Here is a 24,178-nt window from a genome sequence, read left to right on the forward strand (position 1 = left end):
TCGATCTCCCGGATCTGACGGGCGAGGTCGTCGGTCTGCGCCCGCAGGTCCGCCACGGGCAGAGCGGCGAGCATCATCAGTTCGGACCGCATCTGCCGGCCGAAGCCGCGTTCCCCTTTCCCGGCGGCGGCGTCCGCGGCGGCCGTGAGAACGGAGTGGCGCAGCCGCAGGACGTCCCGGCGGGCCAGCGCGTCGGTGAGCGTGCCGCCCTCGGCCAGCTCGACTGCGGCGTTGGTCCGGTTGATCCGGCGGATGAGCGACTCCAGCTGGTCGAGGACCTCGCCGGCTTCGCTCAGCAGCTGCGCGGCGTCTTCGGCGGGCGTCTCACCCTCCTGATAGCGGGCGGCGCCCACGATGCGTGAGCGCAGCTGCTCCACTCGCCGGGTCGCGTCCGCGCGCAGCGCCAGTGCTTCGGCCAGCTTCACGATCCCCCTCCTTCAGCTCTACGACCTCCAGGGCAGGTATGGAACGTAGCGCAAGAAGTTGTCGGTGCCTTCCTGCTGGGCGCAGCTCACCGACGTATCGGCCGGTCGTCTACTGCTGTGGTGCGTCGCGTGGTGCCCGGGTGCACGGCGTGGCCGCGTATCCTGCGCGGCATCTTGCACCGGCTGTTCGTGGAGCCCGACCGGGAACCGGACGGGCTCCGCTTCGCGGTCCGGCAGCACGGCCGGCTCCTGCTGCTCGAGACGCTGCGCGGCCATGTCGGCCAGGCCGAGCTGCCCTCGGGACGGCTCCGGCTGCGGCCGGCCCTCGGCCTCATGCACGCCCGGCCGTCACGGCCGTGCCCGGGTCGTGAGCAGATTTGTGACGTCGGTGATGGCCGTCTCAATCCGCCCGTAGACGCGGGGGTTGAGCAGGGTGGTGCCGTCGAAGTCGCCTGATGAGGCGAAGACGGCCACCGGGACGGTGAGCGACTGGAAGAACCCGAACAGGGGTCGCAGGGCGTGCTCCAGGACCAGCGCGTGGTGGTCTCCGCCGCCGGTGGCGGCGAGGAAGACCGGCTTGTTCGCGAGTGCGTACTGGTCGACGAGGTCGAAGAAGTGCTTGAACATGCCGGTGTACGAGCCGCGGAACACCGGTGTGGCCGCGATCAGCAGATCGGCCTGCCGCAGCACGGACTCGATCTGTGGAGCGATCCCCTCACGCTCGACGGCGCCGGTGAATCCGGGGCCGAGCCGGTAGACGTCGATCCGGGTTTCGTCGACCGTGACCGCACGGTCGGCGAGCGCGCTGCTCAGGGTCCGCAGGACGACATCGGCCAGGCCCATGGTCTTGGACTTCGCGCTCGGGCTGCCGTTGACGACGACGACACGCAGCGTGCGGCGGGGCACGCCGTCGCCCGGGGTGACGGAGAGGGCGGGAGGTGCTTCGGGCGAGACGGTCACGCCACCTTCTCCTTCCGTGCGGCCACCTCACGGCGCACCACGGGGGCCACCTCTGTGCCGAGGAGTCCGATGGCCTCGAGCACGTGCTTCTGCGGCATTCCGCCGAAGCCGATCTGGACGAGGGCACGGTCCAGGCCGTAGATCTCGTGGTAGGCCAGCAGCTTGTCGATGACCTCCTGCGGGCTGCCGACCACGAGTCCGGCGTTCGGAGACGTCTGGGCGTCGAACGCGGCCCGGGGCATCCGGAAACCGTGGCCTCGTTGGTGGTTGTTCTCCCTCATGCCCTGTGCGAAGTACGGGTACATCGTGTCGCGGGCGCCCTGGCTGGTGCGGGCGACGTAGCCGTGGAGATTGATGCTGGTCCGCAGGGCTGCCGGGTCGTGCCCAGCCTGCTGGGCGGCGGCACGGTACAGCTCCAGCGTCTGCTCGTGGAAGGTGATGGGTCCGAGCAGCAGGGCCATGGCCATGGGCAATCCGAGCCGTCCGGTGCCGACCGCGGACGCCGGCGTGCCGCCCACGCCGACCCAGATCGGCAGCTCGTCCTGGAGTGCGCGGGGGCCGATGTCAGCGTTCTCCAGTGCCGGGCGGAACCGGCCGTTCCAGGTGAGGGGGTTCTGTGCGCGGATCTTGAGCAGCAGGCCGAGCTTCTCCCGGAACAGGTCGGCGTAGTCCTGCAGGTCGTATCCGAACAGCGGGAACGACTCGGTGTAGGACCCGCGGCCCGCGATGATCTCGGCCCGGCCGCCGGAGAACTGGTCGAGCGTGGCGAACTGTTCCCACACGCGGACCGGGTCTTCGGAGCTGAGCACGGTGACCGAGCTGGTGAGCCGGATGTTCTCGGTTGCCTCGGCGGCCGCTGCCAGGACCATCGCCGGGGCCGACCCGACGAAGTCGGTGCGGTGGTGCTCGCCGACCGCGAACAGGTCGAGACCGGCCTGGTCGGCGAGCCGGGCCTGCTCGATGGTCTCCCGGGCGCGCTGCTGCGGGGAGGGGAGTGCACCTGTGTGCGGGTCCTCGGTGATCTCGACGAATGTCATGAAGCCGATCTCGAACGGCGACCGCTGCTTGAGCCCGGCGGTGCTGTCGGCGGTTGTGCTCATGGTGGTGGGTTCCTTCCGGGGGTCGTGGAGTGTGTGGGCCGGCCCGACGCACGTGGGGTCCGGAGACGGTGTGGCGATCCGGATAACCTGCCTGCGCAGGCAGATATACCCGCGGTGTCGCTGTCTGCGCAGTCATGTTCCGGGAGCGGCGAAACCGGGCGTCGCGGTAGTGTTCGGGGATGGCGACACCGCGTCTGACCGAGCTCGAGGACGAGGCATGGGCGGGCTTTCTCCACGCGCACGACCGCATCTGGCGGGAGGTGGAGGCCGGGCTCCTGCCACTGGACGTGACCATGGCGGAGTACAGCGCCCTGTCCTTGCTCGGCCGGGCCGGTCGCACGGGCATGCGCATGTCGGAGCTGGCCAAGCGCCGCGTGATGTCGACGGGCGGCTTCACCCGGATGGCGGACCGGCTCGAGCGCCGCGGACTCATCGAGCGCCGGCGAGCCGCGGAGGACGGGCGCGGCTATGTCGCCGTCCTGACGAGTGAGGGGCGGACACTCCTGCGCAAGGCGTGGCGGCAGCAGTACAGCGACCTGCGCCGTCTCTTCTTCGACCGGTTGGACGACGACGACCTGCGCGACCTGGCCCGCGTCTGGTCACGGCTCGCCCCGGAGGGCGACGGCGACCGGTGACCGGTGACCCACGGCGCCAGGGCCGGCCAGGACCGCAGGGCGATCTCGGCCACCTGCCGCAGGCCCGGCTGTGCAGCGCCCCCGGCCGCCCGGACCGCGAGGCCGTTTGCGGCCGGCAGGAGGCAGCGGGGGGGCAGCCCGGGCTCCGTGTCCGGGAAGGCCGCCGTCCCGCCGGCGTGCAGCACGACCCGGACCGGGCGTCCGACGAACCCGGCGGAGACGGAAGCCTTGTTGATCCGCATGGCGGTCCGGGCGCACCGGCCGGCCCTGGGGCGGACCGGCGGCCGTCCCGGACTCGCCCGCCGGGTGAGGTTGCCGGCGGCCGACGGCCGTGGCTAGCCTGCCGGGCATGCCGGGCGAGAGCGACCTGCGGAAACTGCTGAGCGGGATGCGCCCGCAGCTGCACCCCGGCCGTTATGTCTTCGCCACCGTTCCCGGCGGCGTGCCGCCCGGCGTCACCCCGGTGGTCACGGTGGCCGAGGAGGAGGGGCTCACCCTGGTCGTGCCGGCGGCTCAGGCGGAGGCGGCGGGGCTGGCCCACGAGTACGACGCCGGATGGATCACGCTGCGGGTGCATTCCGCCCTGGCGGCGGTCGGTCTCACCGCGGCCGTGGCCCGGCGGCTCGCCGACGCCGGCCTGAGCTGCAATGTCGTCGCCGGTTTCCACCACGACCATCTCTTCGTCCCGTACCACCGTGCGGCCGAGGCGGCGGCGCTGCTGGAGGACCTGGCCCGCCGGCCGGTCTGACCGGGCGGAGCCGCCCCGCGGGTCCGCCGGTGCAGCGGCCGGTGTGGCAGATCGTGGCCATCGCGAGAGTCTAGTTCTGTACGTTATTGTGTACGTTATGAAGATGATGAGCGTCACCGAACTGCGCGCTGCACTCGCCGACGCTCTCGACGCGGTCGAGAACGACGCCGAGGAACTCGTGATCACCCGGGCCGGCCACGAGCCCATGGTGGTCGTTTCGCTCGCCGAGTACGAGGCGCTCAAGGAGACCGATTACCTCCTGCGGTCGCCGGCGATGGCGGAGCGGCTGCGCAGGTCGATCGAGCAGGACCGGGCGGGGCGGGGTACGGTCCGCGAGCTGGTGGACCCGGACGATGAGTCGGGGCGGGGCGCTGCGTGAAGGTTCTCTTCGTCGAGGACGGCTGGAGCGACTACCTCTGGTGGCAGGCGAATGACCGCAAGCTGCTGAAGCGGATCAACCAGCTCATCGCCGACATCGACCGCAACGGCCACGAGGGGATTGGCAAGCCCGAACCACTGCGGAACGATCTGGCGGGTTACTGGTCGCGGAGGATCAACTCCGAACACCGGCTGGTGTACCGCATCGACGAGGACGATCTCATTCACGTGGTCGCCTGTCGCTTCCACTACGAACGATGAATCGTCGTACGGTTTCCCGACGACCGGTTCTCATTGGCTGGGGTGCTGCGGCGCGAGTCGCCTTGCGCTTCGCTTGGATGCATGTCGCGACTGGACAATGGTCCCCCCGGCAAGGGGTGGATCGCGGAGCCTGCTCCGGTACCGGACGCAGGCGTCATGGATGACAGTGAACGCCACGGGACCAGATCAGTCGCTTCGCCCGTAGCGGGCAGCAGGAGCCGTCCGGCAACTGTCGGTTGCCGTCGGCTACGGGCGGAGCTGGACCAGGGCGTGGCTGCCGCTGGTGCGCCAGGGTTCGCCGCTTTCCTCCAGCTTGGTCAGGGTGGTGGGGGTCAGGCCGGTGATGACGTCGGATTTCAGGGTGCGCAGTGCCGCGACGGCGGTGGGGAAGTAAGCGGTGAGGCCGGTGAAGGAGGAGGTGGCCGGCCAGAGCCGGTCTTCCACCAGCCTGCGGTAGTTGAGGTCGCCCTTGAGCAGGGTGAGGTCGCAGGCGGCCAGATCCTGCCGCAGGTCCTCGGGCATCTCGCGGAAGGGGAGCGGTGCGCAGAAGAAGTCGTGGGCGCGGACGTCGAGCCTCCCCATGCTCATGGCGTCCCACAGGCGTCGGCCGGTGTCACGGGCCGGGCCGGTGGCTCGGCGGAGGCGGCGCAGGCAGGCGAGGACATCGGCGAGTGTGGCGTCGGAGACGTAGTAGGGATACGGCTTGACGTGCAGGGTCACGTGCCGGGCGAGTTGGTGGTGCAGGAGGTGGTCGATCAGGATCAGGTCGGGCAGCAGCTCGCGTCCGGCGTTGTCGGCGATGACGGCCAGCCTGGCGGGTGCGGTCTCGTCCAGGAGGGACCACAGGGCGGCGCTGTCGTCGGCGACGAGTTGCTCGGAAGCCCCGGTGGAGGGGTCTTCGGCGGTGAGGCGGAAGCTGAGGTCGGCGCGGTTGCCCCACAGGGAGGCGTGCAGCAACGCCTGGGCTGCCTGGTGCTGGGGGAGGCCGTCCAGGTTGTCGAGGGCGGCCAGTTCCTGATCGACGGGGTCGCTGTCCAGCTCGGCCTGCTTGACCGGTGCGAAGGGGTCGATGCCGCGCCAGGGGCCGGGCTCGAAGTAGCCCACAGCCTGGAGGAGCTTGCGGTAGAAGAAGCTTTCGGCCCACAGGAAGGGCACGTCCAGCCAGCGGCGGCCGAGGTGGCCGCGGTCCCAGGCCGCCCACTGTGCGGCGTCGTGGGCGGACTCCGGCAGGGGTTCGATGGTGCCGGTGGTGATCTCCTCCAGCAGCGCGTCGAGAGCGCGACGCTGCCCGGGGGAGTAGGGGTGGGCGTCGCGGACCTGTTCGATCAGCGCCGGGTGGCGCTTCTCCAGCACGCCCCGGGCGAAGCTGCCCGGGACATTGCCGAGGATCACCGGGGCCGGGCCGGCATTACTCACAACTTCCACGCTGGTGTGACTCCTGTTCCGGAGGGCTGGAAGGCGGGCGTTGTCCGCTGCGAGGTTAGAGGGCGCGGATCGTGATCACGCCGGGCAGGGGGGCAGGGGCAGGCGTGGAGGTGCGCGGGGGCCGGCCGGCGGGCGCCCATCGTGCCGGCCGGGTCAGCCGGCCGGCCCTGCGGCGCCGCGGGCGGGAAGCGGGCGGCTTCCGGTGGGTTTTCGGGCGATCTCCGGGAACGCCGGTATGCGCGGCCCGTTCCGGAGCACCATGGGCGGCAGGAGGCGCGGGAACCGGGAGGGAGCTGCCGTGGCGGAGCGGGCCGAGGAGATCCTGGCACGGGCCGGCCGGCTGCTGCCGGCCGAGGAGACCGGGCAGGTTCCGACGACCCGGCAGGAACTGGCACGGCTGATGCCGGATGTGGTCCGGGAGCTGTCGGAGCTGGAGGCGGCGCTGTCGCCGGACGACCCGTCGGGGCCGGTGCTCCGGGCCCGGCTGGGCGGCCTGCACGCGTTGCTGAGTCTCACCGGCCCCGGCACGGAGGAGAACCGCGCCGAGGGGGTGCGGCTGCTGCGCGCGGCTCGCGCCGGGCTGCCGCCGGACACCTGGGAGGCGCGTCGCGCCGCGGTCGCGCTGGCGCTGCTGCTGGTCCCGATGCCCCCGATGACGCAGGACGGAAAACCCCCCGCCTTTCCGGAACTGTTCGCCTGGGCCGCACGCAACGACTTCTCCTCCGAGCCGCTCCAGGCGGACATGAAGGAGGCCGGGGACATCTTCGCGGAACTCTCGGCGGTCCACCTGCCGGGGCCGCTGGCCGTCCAGGTCGCGCAGATCTCGTCGGCGACGGCCTTCTTCCGGCAGGCCGCGGCGGCACGCGACTACAACGGGCTCTTCGACATGGCCGGGCGGATACTGCCCGATGTGGTGGCGGACCCGGCGCAGCGGGAGCAGCTCGGCGCCCTGCTGCACGTCGCGCGTACGCTGCCGCAGCCGGAGCCCGGCACGGCGGCGTCCGCGGAGCCGCCGCCCGGCACCGGCCCGGCCGAGCAGGAGTCCGAGGAACGCGTGGCCGCCATGGTGCGGTTGATGGTGGAGATGGCGGTGCCCGGGGCGCTGGGCGCGGACGGTCTCGCCGAACACCTGCGGCTGCTGGAGGCGCCGCGCCGGCACGCTCCGCCCGGCGCCGGGACGGCGGCCGACGATGCCTTCAAGGCCGGCCTGGCCCATATGGTTCTCGCCCTCCGCACCGGCGATCCCGAACGCGTGGTGGACGCCGCCGAGCGGCTGCGCGTCGCGGTGGCGGGACTGCCGCCCGGGGACGGCACCCGGCAGATGGTGGAACGCATGTCCCCGGCACTCCAGTTGCTCAGCGGACGGTCCCGCGGCAGCCGGGAGGCGGACGAGCGCGCGAGCCGGCTGCTCGCCGAGCTCGACCCCGGCCCGCTCACCGACCCGGAGCGGTTCCGGCAGGGCCCGCTGGAACAGGTCCGGATGCTGCTGCGGCTGCTGCTGCTCCTGGAGCGGCTCGCCGCCCAGGACGCGCCCGGCCGGGAGGAGCTGGAGGCGATCACCGAGGAACTGCTGTTCGTCGTCCAGCGGTCCCGCGAGGACGACGAGTGGTACGGGCTCGCGGTGCTGATCCTCGGCATGGCCCTGCTGGTCGATGCCAGGTCCACCGGCTCGCTGTCCGCGCTGCGCCGCGGGGCCCGGTATCTGTCGCTGGCCGCCGACCACCCGGGCGCTCCCTACTACCGGCGGGTGCTGGCGGTGGTCAGACTGCCCCTGCTGGCCCTGACCGCGACGCTGGAGCGGGACCCGGACCAGATCATGACGGCCGTGCACGAGGCCCGGGCGGCGCTGCCGGAGACCGAGCTGGTGGTGAACGAGCGGGCGCGGACCCGCTGGGCGATCGCCATGCTGCTGGAGGCCGCCCACCGCCTCACCCGCGAGCCGGCCCGGCTGGACGAGGCGATAGCCGAGCTGGAGGCCGGCCGGGCCGAACTGGCGGCCGGTGTGGACCCGGAGACCTCGCGCGGGCTGCTGTGGCAGCTTGCCCGCAGCCGCGGCGAGCGGGCGGCGGCGGGCGGGCCCGGCGCGGCGGCGGACCGGGCGGCGGCCATCGGCACCGGTCTGGACTGCCTGCGGCTCACCGGGGAGGCGGTGCTGCTCCAGCTCGGTGCCGAGCACGGTCTGCGCACCGCCACGGACGGGGCGGGGGACGGTCTGCGGGTCGCCGCCTGGGCCGCGACGCGGGCCGGCACCGGGGACGGTGCCGCGGACCCGGCGGCGGGGGAGACGAGGGACGTGCTGGAGGCGCTGGAGCTGAGCCGGGCGCTGGTGCTGAAGGCCGCCGCCACCTCGGTCGGCGTCCCGGAGCAGCTTGCCGCGCTCGGCCATGCGGAACTGGCCCGGGAGTGGCGGCGGACGGTGCCGGACACCGGGCAGCGGAACGAACCCCTGCTCAGTGACCCGGCGCGGGTCACCGAGATCCCCGGCACTCTCCGGCGACGGGCCCTGGACGTGCTGCGGGGCGCCCCGGGCCCGGACGGCGCGCCCCGCCCGCTGCTGCGGGTACCGGACGCCGCGGAGCTGCTGCGCGGGCTGCGCGACAGCGGCGCGGACGCGCTGGCGTACCTGGTGCCGGGCCCGGAGCCGCAGCATGACGGGGCGGGCGGTGACGGCTTCGCCCTGGTGCTGGACGGCGGGTCCGGGGAGTGCACGGTGCTGCCGCTGCCGGGGCTGTCCCCGGCGGGTCGTGCCCCGCTGGCCCGCTACCTCGACGCGTCGGCGGCCCGCTCGGCGCTGCGGCGGAAGCGGCCGGCCGGTGGCCTCGATGCGCGGGAGGCGGCGCATGCCGTGCGGGCCGTGCAGGCCGTGCAGGCCGCGGAGATGCGGTGGCGTTCGGCACTGGAGGCACTGTGCGACTGGGCCGGGCCGGCCGCGCTGGCGCCGCTGCTGGACCATGTCGGCCGGGAGCGCGGCGACGCCCCGGGCCCGCCGCGGCTGGTGCTGGTGCCCTGCGGCAACCTCGGCGTCGTCCCCTGGCACGCCGCCCGGCTCCCGGCCGGCCCGGCCGCCCGGGCAGCGCGGCGGTACGCCGTCCAGGAGGCGGTGCTCAGCTATGCGGCCTCGGGGGCGGAGTTCCTGCGGGCGGCGGCGCGCGGGCGCATGCCGCTGCGGTCGTGCCCCGTGCTGGTGACCGACCCCCGGCTGAACCTGGTCCGGGCGGAGGACGAGGTGCTGGCGCTGCACCGCCTGTGCTACCCGGACGCGCGGGTGCTGGGCCGTTTCCTGGACGGCCCGCCGCCGGGCATCCGGGTCACCGGCGCCGGCACCCCGGAGGAGCTGCTTGCGGTGCTGCCCGGCGGTGCCGGCCCGCGTGCCTCGATGGTGCACGTCATGTCGCACGGCAGCGCCGGGACCCGGCCGACGCTTTCCGCCCTGGACCTGGCGCCGCCGGACGGGGGGCCCGGTCCGGCGGACGGGGCGCGGGGCCCGGACCCCGGAGGGCTGACCGTCAGCCGGCTCCTGGACCGTCCCGGCGGGCCGGCGTCCGGCGAGCCGGGGCCGCTGGTGGTGCTCAGCGCCTGCGAAACCGATCTCAGCACCCGGGACCACGACGAGGCGCTCACCCTCGCCACGGCGATTGTGGCGCGCGGCGCGACCGATGCCGTGGGTTCCCGCTGGACCGCACTCGACGGCGCCTCGGCGCTGTTCATGGCGGTCTTCCACCATTTCGCGGCACGGCGGTCACTGGCCCCGCCGGACGCGCTGCGCGCCGCCCAGATGTGGATGCTGGACCCGGGACGGCAGGCTCCGGACGGACTCGGCGGCGAACTGCTGCGGGAGGCCGGCAGGCCGTATCTGGCGGACGTGGTCGCCTGGGCGGCCTTCATCCACCAGGGCAGCCCGTGCCCCGCGGGGCCCGGAGTCCCCGCGGCAACGGACCCGGCGAAGGGGAAGGCGAAGGGGAAGGAAACGGGGAAGGGGAAGGTGCGGCGATGAGCGGAGCGGAGCAAGGCGGCGAGGCCACGGGGGCGGACTCGGGCGCGGGCGCGGACGAGTTGCTTGTCCTCATCCGGGAGCATCTGGCGGGCATCCGCGCCGAGCTGAGCGGGGAACAGTTCGCGAGACTGTGCGATGCCGTGCGGCTCATCGCCCTCGGCGGCGGGGGTGACGGCGCGGTGCTGCGCCTCCAGCGTGCCCTGCTGCCGCTGCCCTTCGACAGCCCGCCGCGGCAGGCCGTGGACGCCCTCGTGCGTGCCGCCCCGGCCGCGCCGCTGTCGCCCGGCCTGGCACACGATGTGCTGCGGCTGTTGGCGGTGCCGCCCCCGTCCGCCGCGGGACCGTCCGCCGCGCCGCCGCCCGACTCGCCCGCCGAGGTGCTGGCCGCGGTGCACCGCAGGCTCCTCGCCGCCCCGGCCCGCCCGCCGGACCGGCTGCTGCCGCCCGAGGCGGACGATCCGGTGGGTGCCGGGCTCATCCGGCTGCGCGGCGAGGACGGCACGGCCCATTACCCGGAGTTCCAGTTCGACCCGGAGAGCGGTCACCTGCGGCCGGTGGTCCGGCACATCAACCGGCTGCTGCTGGCGGACCGTGACCCGTGGGGCGCGGCGGACTGGTGGCTCGGCGGCAACCGGTGGCTGGGCGGCACGCCCGCCGAACTGCTGGGCCGGGTTCCCGACGCGCTGCTCGCCGACGCCGTGGAAACCCTGCTGGAGGTGGAGTGATGGCCCGCCAGCACCCGCCCCCCGGGCTCACCCCCCGCTCCCTGGTGCTGCCGGCCGGATCGGAGCTGTGGCGGTGCCACCGCACCCGGCGGCAGCCGGAGGAGTTCAACCCCACGGTGTGGGACACCCCCTTCAAGGGGGCCCGGTTCGACTCCACCCCCGAGGACCCCTACAGCTACCTCTACGCCGGTGCCGAGCCGGCCACCGCGCTGGCCGAGGTCTTCCTGCGGCAGATGGAGTTCGACGCCGCGAGCGGGATGCGGATCATCCCGTGGGCGCAGGCCGCGCCCTACTCGCTGACCAGGCTGCGCACCACCGTGGAGTTGCCGCTGATCCGGCTGCTCACCGAGGAGGACCTGGCGGCCGTGTGCCAGGACTCCTGGCTGCTGGAGACCGACGTCTATGTGCAGACCCGCTACTGGGTGCGGCAGTTGCGTGCCCGGGCACCATGGGCGACGGGGGTGGTGTGGCAGTCGCGGCGGCACCGGCCGCGCCACGCCTGCGTGCTGTTCGGGGACCGGGCGGGGGGCGCCGGGGCGCTCAAGCCGGAGCCGGAGTCGTCGCTCGACCTGGGCACGCCGCAGGGCCTGGCCGGGGCGAACGAGCTGCTGTACCGGCTGCGTGCGGTCATCCAGCCCCCGCAGGACGCCTGAGCCGGGCCGGAGGGCCGGCCGGCGGCGGCGGGCGCGGCTCAGGCCGGGGACGCGGGAGGGGACGTTCCCGGCGTGACCCGCACGGTGGCCACCACCCGGGTGCCCAGGCCCAGCCGGTCGCCGTCGCGCAGCGGGTGACGGCCGCCGCAGGGGACGCGGACGCCGTTGACCCAGGTCCCGTTACGGGTTGCGGAGCCGCCGTCCTCGGCCACCCAGGCGGTGCCGTCCGGCTCCAGGCCCACCGTGGCGTGCCGGCGGGACACCGTGAGTACCGCCGCCAGCGCGGCGGCGGTACCCGCGAGGGCCCACTCCGGGTCGCGTCCGAGCCGCAGGGGGGCAGCGGGGTCGGTGCGCAGCACCGTGCCCAGGCCGGCGAAGTCCAGCGTCAGCAGCAGGCGGGGGCTGAAGCACTGCGGGCACTCGGCGGCGGGCGGGCCGGTGCCGGTGCCGGTGCCGTCCGCGGTGCAGCCGCAGCTCCAGCAGCGGTCACGGCGATCGTCCGGCGACGGCGCCGGCGGGGGCCGGTCCGCCGGGTGGGTGCCCCCGCCGTCCTCGGACGGCGGGGCCGCGCTCTCGTGTGGGCCGGGGGGGTCGGCGGATCGGTCGACCACCTCCCAGTCGTTGCCGGGCGGTACGGTCCGGTTCTCCTGCGGCCCGGGGGGCGGGGTGTCCGGCCCGGCGGGGTTCCCGGCCGGGCGGTCGACCACCTCCCAGCCGTCGTCGGGGTGCGCGGCCATGCTCACGGGCCGTCCCCGGTGCGCAGCTCCAGCCGGACGGTGCCGTCCGGCCGTTCCTCCACGCGGGCCACGGTCACCCGGCTGCCGGCCGCGGCGGGCGTGTCGAACAGCGCGCGGGCGAGCGGGTTGACCAGCCGGGTCTCCAGGGCGTTCCCGATGCCCCGCCCGCCGTCGTCCAGGCCGCGGGTGCACAGTTCGGCCAGCTGCCGGTCCGCGTCCTCGGACAGGCGCAGGTCGATGCGCTGCTCCTTCCACAGCGCCCGGCGGATGTTGTCGGTCTGCTGGCGGTAGATGCGCCGGGCCACTTCCGGGCCGATCCAGTCGAAGACGACGATGTTGCCGCCGAACCGGTTGAGGAGTTCCGGGCGGCCGATGACCTGGACGAAGTGGTGCCGCACATTGGCCTGCACCCGTCCGGCGAACTCCCGGTAGCCGGTGCCGGGTTCCACCGCCCGGACCTTCAGCCCGGTGGCCGGGTCCTCCCGCATCACGCCCAGGTTGGAGGTGAAGATCAGCACGCATTCGCTGAAGTGGGTGGTGATGCCCTGGCCATCGGTCAGCCGACCGTCCTCCAGTACCTGGAGGAACTTGTCCAGGACGCCCTTGTCGGCCTTCTCGATCTCGTCGAACAGCACCACCCGGAAGGGATTGGCCCGTACCGCGCTGGTGAGTTCGCCGCCCGCCTCGTATCCGACGTAGCCCGGGGGCGCCCCGACCAGCCGGTCGGCGGCGTGCGGCGCGGAGAACTCGCTCATGTCGAAGCGCAGGCAGGCGTCCTCGTCGCCGAACAGCACCTTGGCGATGGACTTGGCCAGTTCGGTCTTGCCGGTGCCGGTGGGGCCGGCGAAGAACAGCACGCCGCGCGGCCGGTGCCCGGAGTGGGTGGCGTGGGCGCCGGACAGCCCCATGGCGGCTCGCTTGAGGATGTCCATGGTCTGATCGACGGCCGCGGTCTGGCCCTGCACCCGGCTCCGGATGTACTGCTCGCCGCGGGCGATGTGCGCCCGCATGTCCGGCCGCCGCCACGGGCTGTCCTCGATGCCGAGCCGGTAGATCCGGACCGCGTCCGGCATCGCGGAGAACGGCATCATCCGGTCCACGGCCAGGCGTACGGTCTCCCGCATGGCGCGCAGGGTCAGCCCGGTGGTGGCCCGGGTGAACTCCTCGATCTCCTGGTCGGACGGCGGGGACGGCGGGGACGGCGGGGATGCGGACGGCGGGGGCGGCGCCGGGCCGTCCGGTGCGGCGGTCAGACCCTCGTACTCCAGGGCGAGCAGCCGTGCCATGCGGGCCCGCTCACCCTGCCCGGGAAGCGGCACGCCGATGGTGCGCACCCGGTCGCTGCCGGAGACCAGCCAGACGGGCAGGTCCCGTTCGCCGTCCGCCAGCCAGATCAGCGGATTGAACAGGCGACGGCCGCCGGGGGCCGGCAGCGGCACCGCCTCGTGGGCGGTCTTCAGGCAGTCCAGGAAGAAGTCCCGTTCGGCGTGCTCCAGCCGGCTGACGTCGCCGGGGATCCGGGAGGCGTAGTCCACCAGGATCGCGGCCCGCAGCGGCGGCGCGGCGGCGGCCGGGCCGGGACCGGGGCCGGTGCCGGTGCCGCTTTCGGGGCCGGCACCGCCCGGGGCACCGTTCCCGGGCTCCGCGGGCCGGCCGGTCCCCTCCGGCAGGCCGCGGGCGAGCGCCCGGAGCAGGCCGGACAGGGTTTCCAGGCCGGGCACCGTGACATTGCGGGCCCGCCCGCCGATCCGGCCGCGGCCCAGCACGGCCTCCACCCGGGGCTCGGCGGCGGCCGGGAAGACGGTGAAGCCGTCCAGGCGGTCGAACCGGACCAGGGCCTCGTAGCCCTCCCGGCGCAGCAGGTTCCACAGCAGATTGATCAGCGTGGTGTGCTGGTCCCCGGCGGCACCGCCGCCGGGCACGCGGACCAGATGGATGTCGCGGATGTTGCCGTGCAGCACGTACTGGCAGTGGACGCTGAGGGTGCCGGTCAGCTCCTCGGCGAAGGACGGCAGCTCCCGCACCCCGGCGACCGCGGGCCCGCCGGTGTCCGGGCCGGCGGCCGGCGGGGTCTTGCGGAGGGTGGTCACGCGCCGGCTCCTTCCGTGCCGCGGGCGCGGTGGCGCGGCCCGTCGTGGTGGTGACGGCCGCCGGTCCTGCCGGCCCCGGTGCCCGCGGGGGTGTGCCGGGTACCGGGAACGGTGCCCTGCTCGGTGAACTCCGTGCGGAGCGGCAGCCCGGCCGCGGCGGCCAGCCGCTCCAGCTCCGCCAGCCACTGACGGGCCTCGCGGCAGCGCTCGGCGTCCAGGTCGTTGTCGGGTCCGGTGGCGCGGCTGCGCATGGTGCGGGTCCGGGCGGTGCCGTCCCGGGCGACCACCACCCGCAGCCAGTGCTCGGTGCCCCAGTGCGGCGGTGCCCAGTCGATGTGGTGGACGCCGGGCGCGACCTCGCGCACCACCGGCAGGTCGCCGGCTCCGGCCGGCTCGCCGGGCCGCCCCGCGGTGCCCGGCGCGCCGAGCTGCCGGACGGCCTGCCGCATCAGCTCCGCCGCGTACAGGCGCTCGGTGGCGAGCTGCCGTTCGCGCACCCGGGCGGCGGCCCGGCCGCGCACCGCCGGGTCGAGCGGGCCGCCCTGCTCCAGAAACCGCTCCAGCGCTTCGGCCTCGGCCTCGGCGGACGGCAGCGGCGGTGTGCCCGGCGGCAGCGGCCGGCGCAGCAGTCGCAGCCACAGCGCGGCCTCGGTCTCGGCCTCCGCCCGCTGCTCGGCGGCCCGTTCGGCCTCGCTCAGGATCGTGGCGGCCTCCCACAGCATCAGGTGCGCGGAGCGCGGACGGTCGGCGGCGAGCCGGAGCGCCTCGGCGATGGTCTGCTCCACCAGGTCGGCGTCCCGGGCCGGAACGGCCGGGCCGATCGCGCCGGCCAGTTCCTCGCCCAGCCGGGCGAGTTCCTCCGGGTGCGGGGCGCCGCCCGCCGTGCCGGCGCCGAGACGTTCCCGGACGGCGGCGCTGCCACCGGGTGCCGCGTGCCGCGCCTCCTCCTCGGTGCTCGCGGACGCCCAGGCGTCCAGCAGCTTCTGACGGCGCGCCCGCAGCGCGGTCCGCCGGGCCGCGGTCTCCGGGTCGCGGCCGTAGGAGGAGGCGGCGCGGCGGTCGGCCGCCCCGCGTTCCCAGCGGGCCAGGGCGGCCTCGGCGGCCCGGGTGCGGCGGTCCGCCTCGGCGAGCCAGGTCAGCACCGGCTCCAGGCACATTCCGGCCGGGTCCAGCGCGGGCGGCAGGTCCGGGTCGGGCGGCGGCGGCCCGCCGGGTGCGGCGCCGGCCCGCGCGGCCCTGCGGTACCGGGCGCGCACCACGTCGATCAGGGCGTTGCGCCGGGCCACCGCCAGGGCGGCGGACCGCCACATCCGGCAGGCCTCGTCGGCGCGGCGGCGTTCGTCCAGCCGCTGCCGCTGGAGACCGGCCGCCCGGACGGCGGCGTCGGCCAGCAGCCGGGTGCCGGTGGTGGCGGCCCGGGCCGCGAGCACCGCCCCGCTGAGCGCGCCCAGGCCCAGCAGCGCCGGGACCACCAGGTCCTGGAGCTGTTCCGCCGCCGCCGAGAGCGCCTCGCCCGCGATCTCGTCCACCGCCGGGAACTCCACCGACGGCAACACCACCTCCACCGTGGGGGTGGCAGCTCCGCAGCTCATCCGTGGTCCCTCCGCTCCTGGGACGCCGGTGCGTCCCGGCCGTCCTCCTGCTGGGTGCGCCCGCCGTCCTGCGGCCGGGCGCCGTTGCGGCTGCCGTCCCGGCGCTGCCGCGGCACGAGGAGCCCGCGCAGCTCGCCGCGCCAGGCCAGATCCCGCAGCCGCCGGTGTTCGCCCGTCCAGCGGCGGTGGCGGTGCCAGGTCCACCAGCCGAGGGCCGACACGGTGGCGGCCGGCCACACCCAGGCGGCCCAGCGGAGGGTGAGGACCAGCACGCCCAGGGCGGCGGCCAGCGCCAGGGCGCCGGCCAACGGGCTGCGGCGGGCCCGGCGGGCCGGGCGTTCCGCGCCGCGGATCACCAGGCCGGCCAGTGAACGGTCGGGGTGGTAGCAGGGCGCTCCGATGCGCTGCGCGGTCCACAGCTCCAGGGCGAAGACCGCGGCGGCGCCGGGCACCGCCCAGATCCAGGCCAGGGCCACCGTCTCCTGCGGCGCCCAGTTGAGGGCGTCGGTGATCCCCAGGACGAAGATCCAGACGAAGGTGAGGGCCGCGCCGCCGCCGACCGCCCAGGCCAGCACGGTGCGGTGCTCCAGGCTGCGGATGAAGGCGTCTTCGCGGCGGAAGCCGGCCACCGTCCGGGCCTCCTCCTCCCGGATGCGCTGCCGGAGCGCCGCCTGTTCGGCGTCGTCCCGGGCGTCCAGGGCCAGGGTGTGCGCCAGCAGCAGCCGCAGCGGGTCGCCCTCGTCGCCGAGCAGCCAGGTGTACCAGGGGACCGGCGCGGGCAGCAGTTCGCGCTGCCGGGCGGCCTGGTGGGCGAGGAAGCGGCGCACGGCCTCCGGCGCGGCCACCGTCCACAGCACGGCGGCGCGCAGCCGGGCGTCGGGGCGGCGCACCGCCGGTTCGGTGCGTCGGCGGCGGCGCAGCTCGGGGAACTCGGCGTGCAGGGCGGCGACGAGCCGCGGCCAGCGTTCCAGCTCGGCGGCCCACTGCTGGTGGAGGCGGGACAGCCCGCTGCCGCCGCGCCGGGCGTCGAGCAGCGGCAGGATGCGGTGGTCCAGCAGTTCGTCGGTGATGTCGGCGGCGGCCGGGTCGCCGTCGCCGGTGGTCAGGCCGGCGGCGCGTTCGGCGAGCAGGGCCAGGCCCTCCGCCGGGTCCACGGGCTCCCGGCGGTGCACCGGGGGCAGGGTGGGCGCCAGCCAGTTGAGCAGCCGGACGACATCCGCCGGGCCGGGCGGCCGGCGGGCGGTGAACGCCGGGAGCAGCGCCGTGAGTTCCTCCCGGTCGCCCTCGCCGTAGCGGGGCGAGGCGGCGGCGTTCCGCAGCCAGTCGACCAGCTCGGTGCGGGTGCCGCGCCGGGCCAGGGCGCGGCGGGCGGTCTCCCAGTGTTCCGCCAGCGCCTGGCCGAGCAGCCGGGGCTCGGTGAACTCCCGGCCGGCGAACGGGAAGACGGGCAGGCGGTGGGCGGCCCCCGGACCGTCGGGGCGGCCGTCGGCGAGCGGGTCGTCGGCGAGCGGGTCGTCGGCGAGCGGGTCGCCGGTGAGCCGGTCGGCGGGGCGGCGGGCGGTGGCGGGGGTGCCGCCGGCCAGCCAGGCGGCGACCTCCTCGGCTCCCCACCGGTATTCGAAGTCCTGGGTGAGCAGCCCGCGGCAGAGCAGCTTCAGACGCGGGTCGGTGACGGCGGAGAGGTCGAGATAGCCGCTGACCACCTGGGCGCGGGCCCCGTCGGCCGTGAGATGGCGGACCGGGTGGCGTCCGCCGGCCAGCTCCGCGATGATCATGCCGAGCGACCACCAGTCGGCGGGCGGGTGGATGAGCTGGCGGGCCAGGCCGGCCTCCGGCGCCTGGTAGCGGGCGGTGCCCACCCATTCGGAGGCGGCGCCGAAGCGCGGCCGCGGGGCATGCACGGCGTCGGAGAAGTCGATGACGGTCAGGTCCGGCCCGGGCGGATCGAGAGAGCCGAGCACCAGGTTCGCCGGGCTGAGGTCCCGGTGCACGATGCCCTGCCGGTGCAGGGCGGTGAGCGCGGCGGCGGCCTGGCGGACCACGGCGTGCACAAAGGGGAGCGGGGCGGGGCCCGGCCGGTCCTGGGACCAGGCGGCGAGATGGGTCTCGCCGCAGACGGGCGCGGTGTCGAAGGGATGCCCGTCGCGCACCTCGGCACGGTGCAGCCGCAGCACGTGGGGGAGGGCGTCGGGGCCGTCCGCGGGCCGGTCCCGCAGGATGCGCCACACCTCCGGGTCGGGCCGGTGCCCGGGGTGGTACCACTTCAGGAAGCAGTCGGTGCCGTCCTGGCGGTCGGTGACCCGCAGGACGGCCGCCTCCTGCGGCACCGCGGGCCGTTTGCGCACCTCGCGGCGTTCGTAACGGGCCGCCAGCGCCGGCGGGAGGGCGTCCGCGTCGCCCCGCGGGTCGGGCGCCGGCCCGGTTGCGCCGGCGGCCTCCGCCTCGTGCTCGGTCGGAGCGGCGAAGGGCTCGTGCTCGGTGGGGGGCACCGTGCCGGCGCGGTCCGCCGTGCGGGGCGGCTCGGTCATGGTCTCTCCTCCTCCACTGGCCTCCACCGGCCCGGGCCGTGCGTGGGGTGCGGAGCGCGGGGCCATCCCGTCCGGTGCCCGAGCCGTTCGGGCCGCGGGGGCAGCCCGTCCGGCCACCGCTCTTCCCGCCCCGGATCCCGGCCGTACCGTCACCCTCCCCGTCACCCCGTCACCCCCGGGGTTCCCCGTGCTTTCCCCCGCTCCCCGTATCCCCGATGCACCCCGCTCTTTCCCGGGCCCTCCCGGTCGTTCACGGGCGGCACGGGCCGGCCCTGCTGCGAGTGTATCGAGCGGAAAGTCGTCGCCCGGTGTGTTTTCCGGTGGTTCTCCGGGGAATTCCCGGGCGATTTCCGGGGGTGCGCAGTATTTGTCGACAAAGCCCCTTCCGGGATGCCGGGAGTCTGTCAGAGTAATCCTCATGACGGTCGGGGAGAACGCGGACGCAAGCGGCGCCGCGGCCGAATTGCGTGTCAGCGGCACTCATTTTCCGGTGACCACGCTGGGGCCGGGACGCCGCCTGGTCGTCTGGACCCAGGGCTGCGCCCTGGCCTGCCCCGGATGCATGTCCCGGCATACCTGGGACCCCGACGGCGGGCGCTCCGCGCCGGTGCCCGCGCTGCTCGCGCAGTGGCGGTCCGCACTCGACGCGGGCGCGCAAGGGCTGACGGTCAGCGGCGGCGAACCGCTGGAGCAGCCGGCGGCCCTGGCGGCACTGCTGGCGGGCGCCGCCCGGATGCGCGCCCTGGCCGGCCCGTTCCCGCACGGCGAGCCGGACCTCCTGGTCTACACCGGCTATGCGGAGGCGGAGCTGGACGCGCCCGGGCACGCGGCGCTGCGGCACGCCGACGCCGTGATCACCGGCCGCTACCGGGCCGGGCGGCCGACCCGGCTGGTCTGGCGCGGCTCGGCCAACCAGCGGCTGCTGCCGCGCACCCCGCTGGGCCGGCGGCGGTATGCCCCGCATCTGTCCCGGACCACCGCCGGGCCGTCGCTGGAAACCGTTGCCCAGGGCACCGGTGTCATGGTGCACGGCGTCCCCGGACCGGGTGAACTCGCGGCGCTGGAAAGGGCGTTGCGCATGCGAGGGGTGCGGCTGTCGGAGCCGAGCTGGCGCCCGGCCGCCCGCCGCCACCGGGACGGAACCGGGTGAGCGCGCCGACCGGCCCGCGCCGGCCCCATGGCGCCGGCGCCCGGTACGGGTCCGGCCGCGCCGGTCCCCCGCCGGCGCCCGGGACAGGGGCCGGGACCGGGGCTTGGACCGGGGCTTGGACAGGGGCTTGGACGGGACCTGCCGGGCCCGGCGCGGCGCAGCACCCGCCGCGGCGGGCGCCCTCACCGGCCGGTCAGCGCCTGGGCCACCTCCCGGCGCCGCACCACCAGCTGGACCTGCCACCGCGGGTCCGCCGCCAGCTGTTCCCGGATCGCCCAGGCCAGCCATGCGGCGCTGTCCGCCGGTGCCAGGCCGCCCCGCCCGGCGCCCAGCAGCGGAAAACAGATGGTCCGCAGCGGCGGGCGGAAGTCGTCGCGTTCCGCCCGCGCGCGGGCGAAGACCTCCCCCACCGCCGTGACGATGGTCTCCGGCTCGACCCGGTAGGTGTCGTGCTCGGGCAGCGGCGCGGCCACGGCCGCGTGGTAGATGCGGCGGATGCCCCGCTCCGCGAGGGCGCCGGACGAGGTCGGGGCAACGGTTCCCGGCCGCACCGGCAGGCCCGGCCGGGCGTGGGCGCGCATCCAGCCGGCCAGTTCCCGGGCCAGCACGTCGTCGACCAGCTCGCCGGTCACGTCCCGCACCGCGGCGGCGCGGCGCAGCGAGGCGGACAGCGTGGTGTGGAAGGTCTTGGACATCTCCAGGTAGACGTTCTCCGAGGACACCAGGACATCCACGTCCCGCAGCAGTTCGGCCGGGCAGACGGCCAGCTCGAACGGCAGGCTGCCGTCCGCGGTGGTGGCGGTGACCCGGAACGGGGTGGCCGGTGCCGGGCCCCGCGGGTGCCGGACGCCGGCACTCCGCGACGGCTGCGGCCCCGCCGACGTCCCCGCCGACGGCCCCGGTTCCTGCCCCGGCCCGGATGGCACCGCCGCCGCGCCCGGCGGAGCGGCGGCCCGCTGCCGGCAGAGCATCAGCACCGCTTCGGCCAGCTGCCCGAACACCTCCTCCTCGCGCTGCCGCCGGAAGGTCTCCCCGACGATGCGGTAGACGGAGGCCGCCGCTTCCCGCCGCGCCGCGGCCGAGGCGCCCCGCTGCCCCGGCAGCAGCCCGAAGCTGCGGGCCGCGGCCCGCCCGATCGGGTCCTCCTCGCCGCCGAGCCGCCGCACGGCGTCGCGGATCAGGGCCTCCATCCCGGCGGGGGCGTCGTCCTCGCCGGTGCTGTGGCCGCTGCGCACCGCCGCGGCGCGCAGCGCCGGAAGCGGCAGCCGGCGCAGCCCGGCCAGCCCGGGCCGGCGCAGGGCCGTCAGGTCGGCGGTGAGTCCGGCATGGGTGGGCAGGTCAGGCGCGGTGGTGTCCGGACGCATGAGAAAAAGATAGAGCCCAGTGGCGCCCCGGAGAACGGGATACGGGCCACCGGGCCCACCCCATGACCTCACCCGTCCCAGGAACTCCGTGCGCTCCGGAAAAGGAACAAGGCATTCCGGTTGTTTCCCGCCGCGGAACCGGTTTCCCGCCAGGGCTGGATCAGACCCGTTTCCGCCCCGTGACGGGAATCCCGCAGACGGGCCGCCGGGAGCCGCCCCGGCCCCCTGCCGGGATTCCCTCCGGTCGGCCCCCGGGCAATTGCCGGGGGAATTCCGGTGTTTTCCCGCATTCATGGTCCAGCCGCCCGCGGATCGTGCTAGGAATTCCGGACGAGGGAACGGAACCGCGGAAACGGCAAGGGGTGCCACGGTGGTCTTCGGGGGAATCGGACGGGTGGTGCGCCGGGCCGCGCTGCCCGCCATGACCAGGGCAGGCGCCCGGATACGGGGCCGGGAGGACGGACGGCGGGGGATACCGGCCGGGTCGCACGGGGGGCCGGCCGGCACCGCCCGCCCCGAACTCATCGTCACCGACTACATCGCGGGGCTGCACGCGCTCGGCGCGCAGGCGGCGCTCGATCTGCGGGCCGCGCTGCTGCACCGGGAACGGCGCCTGGTCGCCGCCATCCACCGGGAGGCGGTGCAGGTCGTCACCCAGTACGACATCCGGCAGGACCCGCGTCCGGCCGCGCTTGCCGCGTTCGGCGGCCGGGTCGGCGACTGGCGCACCATGGCGGCCGTCTGCCGCGGCCGGGCGGAGGGCATCACCGGGCGGATCAACCAGCAGATCGCCGCGTACTGGCACGGCCTGCGGCTCGGCAGGCTCGAACAGTTCAACTACCGGCCGCCCGACGACGAGGACTCCGTCTTCCCGCGCCACTGGCGACCCGCCCCGATGACGCTTGACCCGTCCTGGGACGCCCCCGACACCTGGCTCGGCACCGGCACCGGCCCCGGCACCGGCCCCGGCACCGGGACGGCCGGCGGGCCGGCCACCCCGCGCGCCCTGCACATCCTGCGCACCCAGTCCACCCGCGGCCCGATACCCCTGGAAGGCCACTGACATGTCCCGCCACCTCCCGGGCGCCGCGCCGCGCCCCGGCCGCCGCGCCGCCGCCGTCCTGCTCGGCTGCGCGCTGACGGCCGCCGGCACCGGCTGCCAGGCACTCGGCATCACCGGCCCCGAACGCTACGAGGAGTCCTGCGGCGTGCTGGTCGACGGCTCGGGCTCCGCCCAGCCCTACCCCGAGGGATTCGACGGCGAGATCCTGCTCGACGAGACCCTGCCGGACTTCCTGGCCGACCGCACCTGCCGCACCCTGTCCTTCGGGCCCATCACCAACGCCTCCGCCGGATCGACCTGCCGGGCCGAACCCCTGGACCTGGACCCCGACGGCGACGCCCACACCGACCGCGAGGAGCTGCGCGCGTCGCTCCGGGCCGCCGCCCTGGGCCGGGCCCGGGAACTCCTGGCCTGCGCCCGGAGCAGGGAACCGGGCTCCGACGTCCTCGGTGCGCTCGACCGGGTGGCGGGCGACCGCCCGGGCGGCGACGGCACCCTGCACCTGCTGGTGATCAGCGACTTCCGGCAGTACGACACCGAATTCCGGGTCGGGGAGCACGACCTGACCACGCCCGAGTCCCGCGCCGCCGTCCTCGATCTGCTCGCCGAGGACGGCCGGCTGCCCGACCTCTCCGGGGTCCGGGTCTACCCCGTCGGCTACGGCATGCGGATGAGTGACGAGCCAGGCGCCTACGGCGACTTCGACGCCTTCTGGACCGAGCTCCTGGAGGGGAGGTCGGGCGCCGATGTCGACCACGGTTACCGGAACTGACGGCGGCGGACGCGGACGGCGCGGCGGTCGCCGCGGCAGGCGCGGCGCGGCGCCGCACCTGGCGCTGGTGCCGCCCGCCGCCGCCCGGCCCGCGGCGCCCGCCGCGCCCCTGCTGCGGCCGGACACCGGAACAGGACGCCACCGCCTGCTGACCCGGAGCCGCCGGGCCGGCCGCCGGGCCGCCCGCAGCGGCGCCTACGACCCGTGGCTGCTGGCCGACCCGGAGCTGCTGCCGCCCCGCCTGGCGGAGCTCGCCGCGCTGCGCAGGCAGGCCCGGGCGCGGCTGACCGCGGACGCGGTGCGCGAGGGCAGCACCGAACGCGGCGCCCGCGCCCAGGGACAGATCGGTGAACAGGCCGCGCAGGCCGCCCGGGAGGCAGCCGCGGAGGACCGCCGGCGGGCCGAGACCGACCTGGCGACCAGCAGGGCTCAGCTGGACCGGCTGGCCGCCCGCGAGGAACGCCACCACCGGCTGCGCGAGCGGGTCCGCCTGCGGCGGGAACAGCGGGCCGGGGACCGGGCCGCCCGGCTGGACGACGGCCCCGCCGTACCGGGCGACGGCCCCGCCGTACCGGGCGACGGCCCCGCCGTACCGGACGGCGGCCCGGAACCGCCCGGCGCCCGCTGGGAGGGCCTGTCCGCCCGGTCCGGTATGTCCGGCCGCGGACGCCTGCTGCTGCTCCTGCTCCTGGCTCTGGTGGAACTGCCCATCTACTGGGTCGTGTTCCAGCGGATCCACGGCGCGGGCGAGGCACAGGCCAATCTGCTCACCGCCACGTTCACCCTGGCCGTCGGCACCCTGATGATCGTCGGCCCGCACTGGCTGGGCCGGCAGGTCCGCCGGCTGCCCGCCACCGGCACCTCCCGTCTCACCCTGCTCCTCACCACCCCCGCCGTGCTGGCCTGCTGGCTCTTCGCCTGCTACGGGCTGGGCCTGCTGCGGGCCCGGCTGCTGGCCGAGGACACCGGGCTGCCGCCGCTGCCCGAGGACGTCCTGGCGGACATGCCCCCGGAGATGCGGGAGCAGAGCAGCGTCCTGGACCGGCTCGGGGTCGACGAGCAGACCATGAGCTGGATGTTCTTCGCCCTGCTGGTCCTGTCCGGGCTGCTCGGCCTGCTGCTGGCGCTGGCCGAGGACCACCCCTTTGTGGCCGCCTTCCGCACCGCCGACCGGTCACTGGCCGCGGCCCTGGCGCGGGAACAGGCGGCCCTGCTGGCCCTGCACCGGGCGCGGCAGCGGGTGGACGGCCACCCGGAGCGGGACGACGCCCGCCGGGAAGCGCTGCGCGCCGGGCTCCGGGAACTCGACGCCCTCTACGACGCCGCCGCCCACGCCTATCTGGACGGCTTCGCGGCGGGTGCCAGGAGTCCGGCCATGACCGAGGCCGCCATGCATCTCTCCCGCAAGTGGCGCGGACTCGTCGCCGAGGACGCGGCAGCCGGCGGAGAGGGGACCGGCACGGACGCCGGGGCCGCGGCCGGCGGGCCGGCCGCCGGCCCGCCGGGCGGCCCCCATCTGCGGGCGGGCGGCGGGCGCCCCTGACCCGGGCCGGCCTGCCCCGGCCCGTGCCACCCCGG

Annotated in this window: 20 protein-coding genes; 11 read left to right on the top strand and 9 right to left on the bottom strand. The window is 75.6% G+C overall.

What is annotated here, in order from left to right; all coding sequences use genetic code 11:
* The 3 genes from BM242_RS20210 to BM242_RS20225 form a co-directional block, all read right to left on the bottom strand.
* Positions 1–425, bottom strand: a 425-nt coding sequence (locus BM242_RS20210) for a DIP1984 family protein (protein WP_093840302.1), incomplete at its 3' end; no start/stop codon positions are given.
* A 348-nt stretch (positions 426–773) separates the two neighbouring features.
* The gene (locus BM242_RS20220) at positions 774–1,385 is read right to left on the bottom strand and encodes an NAD(P)H-dependent oxidoreductase (protein ID WP_245834315.1); all 612 of its coding nucleotides are present in this window, start codon (positions 1,383–1,385) and stop codon (positions 774–776) included.
* Positions 1,382–2,485, bottom strand: a complete 1,104-nt coding sequence (locus BM242_RS20225; protein ID WP_093840304.1) for an LLM class flavin-dependent oxidoreductase — start codon at positions 2,483–2,485, stop codon at positions 1,382–1,384. The genes BM242_RS20220 and BM242_RS20225 overlap by 4 nt, the downstream gene beginning before the upstream one ends.
* A gap of 179 nt (positions 2,486–2,664) precedes the next feature.
* On the opposite strand from BM242_RS20225, the gene BM242_RS20230 reads away from it, so the two are divergent.
* The 4 genes from BM242_RS20230 to BM242_RS20250 all read left to right on the top strand — a co-directional run bounded on the left by BM242_RS20230 (position 2,665) and on the right by BM242_RS20250 (position 4,507).
* Entirely contained in the window at positions 2,665–3,120 is a 456-nt protein-coding gene (locus BM242_RS20230) for a MarR family winged helix-turn-helix transcriptional regulator (protein WP_093840305.1), read from the top strand.
* Positions 3,121–3,469: 349 nt separating this feature from the next.
* Positions 3,470–3,868: an ACT domain-containing protein gene (locus BM242_RS20240; protein WP_093840307.1), complete on the top strand. Its 399-nt coding sequence runs from the start codon at positions 3,470–3,472 to the stop codon at positions 3,866–3,868.
* 88 nt (positions 3,869–3,956) lie between these two features.
* Complete coding sequence (locus BM242_RS20245; protein ID WP_093840456.1) at positions 3,957–4,247, top strand: type II toxin-antitoxin system Phd/YefM family antitoxin; 291 nt, start codon at positions 3,957–3,959, stop codon at positions 4,245–4,247.
* Complete coding sequence (locus tag BM242_RS20250; protein WP_093840308.1) at positions 4,244–4,507, top strand: Txe/YoeB family addiction module toxin; 264 nt, start codon at positions 4,244–4,246, stop codon at positions 4,505–4,507. Before BM242_RS20245 ends, BM242_RS20250 begins: the two co-directional genes overlap by 4 nt.
* Positions 4,508–4,753: 246 nt before the next feature.
* Here BM242_RS20250 and BM242_RS20255 read toward each other — a convergent pair whose 3' ends face one another.
* Entirely contained in the window at positions 4,754–5,923 is a 1,170-nt protein-coding gene (locus BM242_RS20255) for a damage-control phosphatase ARMT1 family protein (protein WP_425443898.1), read from the bottom strand.
* Between the two features lie 307 nt (positions 5,924–6,230).
* Here BM242_RS20255 and BM242_RS20260 point away from each other — a divergent pair, with 307 nt between their 5' ends.
* Genes BM242_RS20260 through BM242_RS20270 form a run of 3 tightly spaced genes read left to right on the top strand, consistent with a single transcriptional unit; the run spans position 6,231 to position 11,304 of the window.
* The gene (locus BM242_RS20260; RefSeq protein ID WP_093840310.1) at positions 6,231–9,926 is read left to right on the top strand and encodes a CHAT domain-containing protein; all 3,696 of its coding nucleotides are present in this window, start codon (positions 6,231–6,233) and stop codon (positions 9,924–9,926) included.
* A complete protein-coding gene (locus BM242_RS20265) occupies positions 9,923–10,651 on the top strand; it encodes a hypothetical protein (protein ID WP_093840311.1) in 729 nt (242 codons plus the stop codon). The genes BM242_RS20260 and BM242_RS20265 overlap by 4 nt, the downstream gene beginning before the upstream one ends.
* Positions 10,651–11,304, top strand: a complete 654-nt coding sequence (locus tag BM242_RS20270; protein ID WP_093840312.1) for an RES family NAD+ phosphorylase — start codon at positions 10,651–10,653, stop codon at positions 11,302–11,304. The genes BM242_RS20265 and BM242_RS20270 overlap by 1 nt, the downstream gene beginning before the upstream one ends.
* Positions 11,305–11,342: 38 nt before the next feature.
* On the opposite strand, the gene BM242_RS20275 is transcribed toward BM242_RS20270, so the two are convergent.
* From BM242_RS20275 to BM242_RS20290, 4 genes are read right to left on the bottom strand one after another with little or no spacing between them, the layout of a single operon-like run.
* Complete coding sequence (locus tag BM242_RS20275) at positions 11,343–12,041, bottom strand: FHA domain-containing protein (RefSeq protein ID WP_093840313.1); 699 nt, start codon at positions 12,039–12,041, stop codon at positions 11,343–11,345.
* A 2-nt stretch (positions 12,042–12,043) separates the two neighbouring features.
* Positions 12,044–14,131 carry an AAA family ATPase gene (locus tag BM242_RS20280; RefSeq protein ID WP_245834317.1) on the bottom strand — a complete coding sequence of 696 codons (2,088 nt, stop codon included), beginning with the start codon at positions 14,129–14,131 and terminating at the stop codon, positions 12,044–12,046.
* A complete protein-coding gene (locus BM242_RS20285) occupies positions 14,128–15,723 on the bottom strand; it encodes a hypothetical protein (protein ID WP_093840314.1) in 1,596 nt (531 codons plus the stop codon). The genes BM242_RS20280 and BM242_RS20285 overlap by 4 nt, the downstream gene beginning before the upstream one ends.
* Positions 15,720–18,251, bottom strand: coding sequence for a protein kinase domain-containing protein (locus BM242_RS20290; protein ID WP_107365154.1), 2,532 nt, complete (start codon positions 18,249–18,251; stop codon positions 15,720–15,722). The genes BM242_RS20285 and BM242_RS20290 overlap by 4 nt, the downstream gene beginning before the upstream one ends.
* A 418-nt stretch (positions 18,252–18,669) precedes the next feature.
* On the opposite strand from BM242_RS20290, the gene BM242_RS20295 reads away from it, so the two are divergent.
* A complete protein-coding gene (locus BM242_RS20295) occupies positions 18,670–19,401 on the top strand; it encodes a 4Fe-4S single cluster domain-containing protein (protein ID WP_093840316.1) in 732 nt (243 codons plus the stop codon).
* Positions 19,402–19,583: 182 nt separating this feature from the next.
* Here BM242_RS20295 and BM242_RS20300 read toward each other — a convergent pair whose 3' ends face one another.
* On the bottom strand, positions 19,584–20,765 hold the full coding sequence (locus tag BM242_RS20300) for a macro domain-containing protein (RefSeq protein ID WP_093840317.1): 1,182 nt from the start codon (positions 20,763–20,765) through the stop codon (positions 19,584–19,586).
* 370 nt (positions 20,766–21,135) lie between these two features.
* On the opposite strand from BM242_RS20300, the gene BM242_RS20305 reads away from it, so the two are divergent.
* Genes BM242_RS20305 through BM242_RS29565 form a run of 3 tightly spaced genes read left to right on the top strand, consistent with a single transcriptional unit; the run spans position 21,136 to position 24,143 of the window.
* Positions 21,136–21,828 carry a hypothetical protein gene (locus BM242_RS20305; protein ID WP_093840318.1) on the top strand — a complete coding sequence of 231 codons (693 nt, stop codon included), beginning with the start codon at positions 21,136–21,138 and terminating at the stop codon, positions 21,826–21,828.
* A 1-nt stretch (position 21,829) separates the two neighbouring features.
* Entirely contained in the window at positions 21,830–22,600 is a 771-nt protein-coding gene (locus tag BM242_RS20310; RefSeq protein WP_093840319.1) for a hypothetical protein, read from the top strand.
* Positions 22,575–24,143: a hypothetical protein gene (locus BM242_RS29565; protein ID WP_175541501.1), complete on the top strand. Its 1,569-nt coding sequence runs from the start codon at positions 22,575–22,577 to the stop codon at positions 24,141–24,143. Before BM242_RS20310 ends, BM242_RS29565 begins: the two co-directional genes overlap by 26 nt.
* The last annotated feature ends 35 nt before the right edge of the window (positions 24,144–24,178 follow it).

It is taken from the genome of Streptomyces aidingensis (assembly GCF_900112355.1).
Lineage (GTDB): Bacteria > Actinomycetota > Actinomycetes > Streptomycetales > Streptomycetaceae > Streptomyces > Streptomyces aidingensis.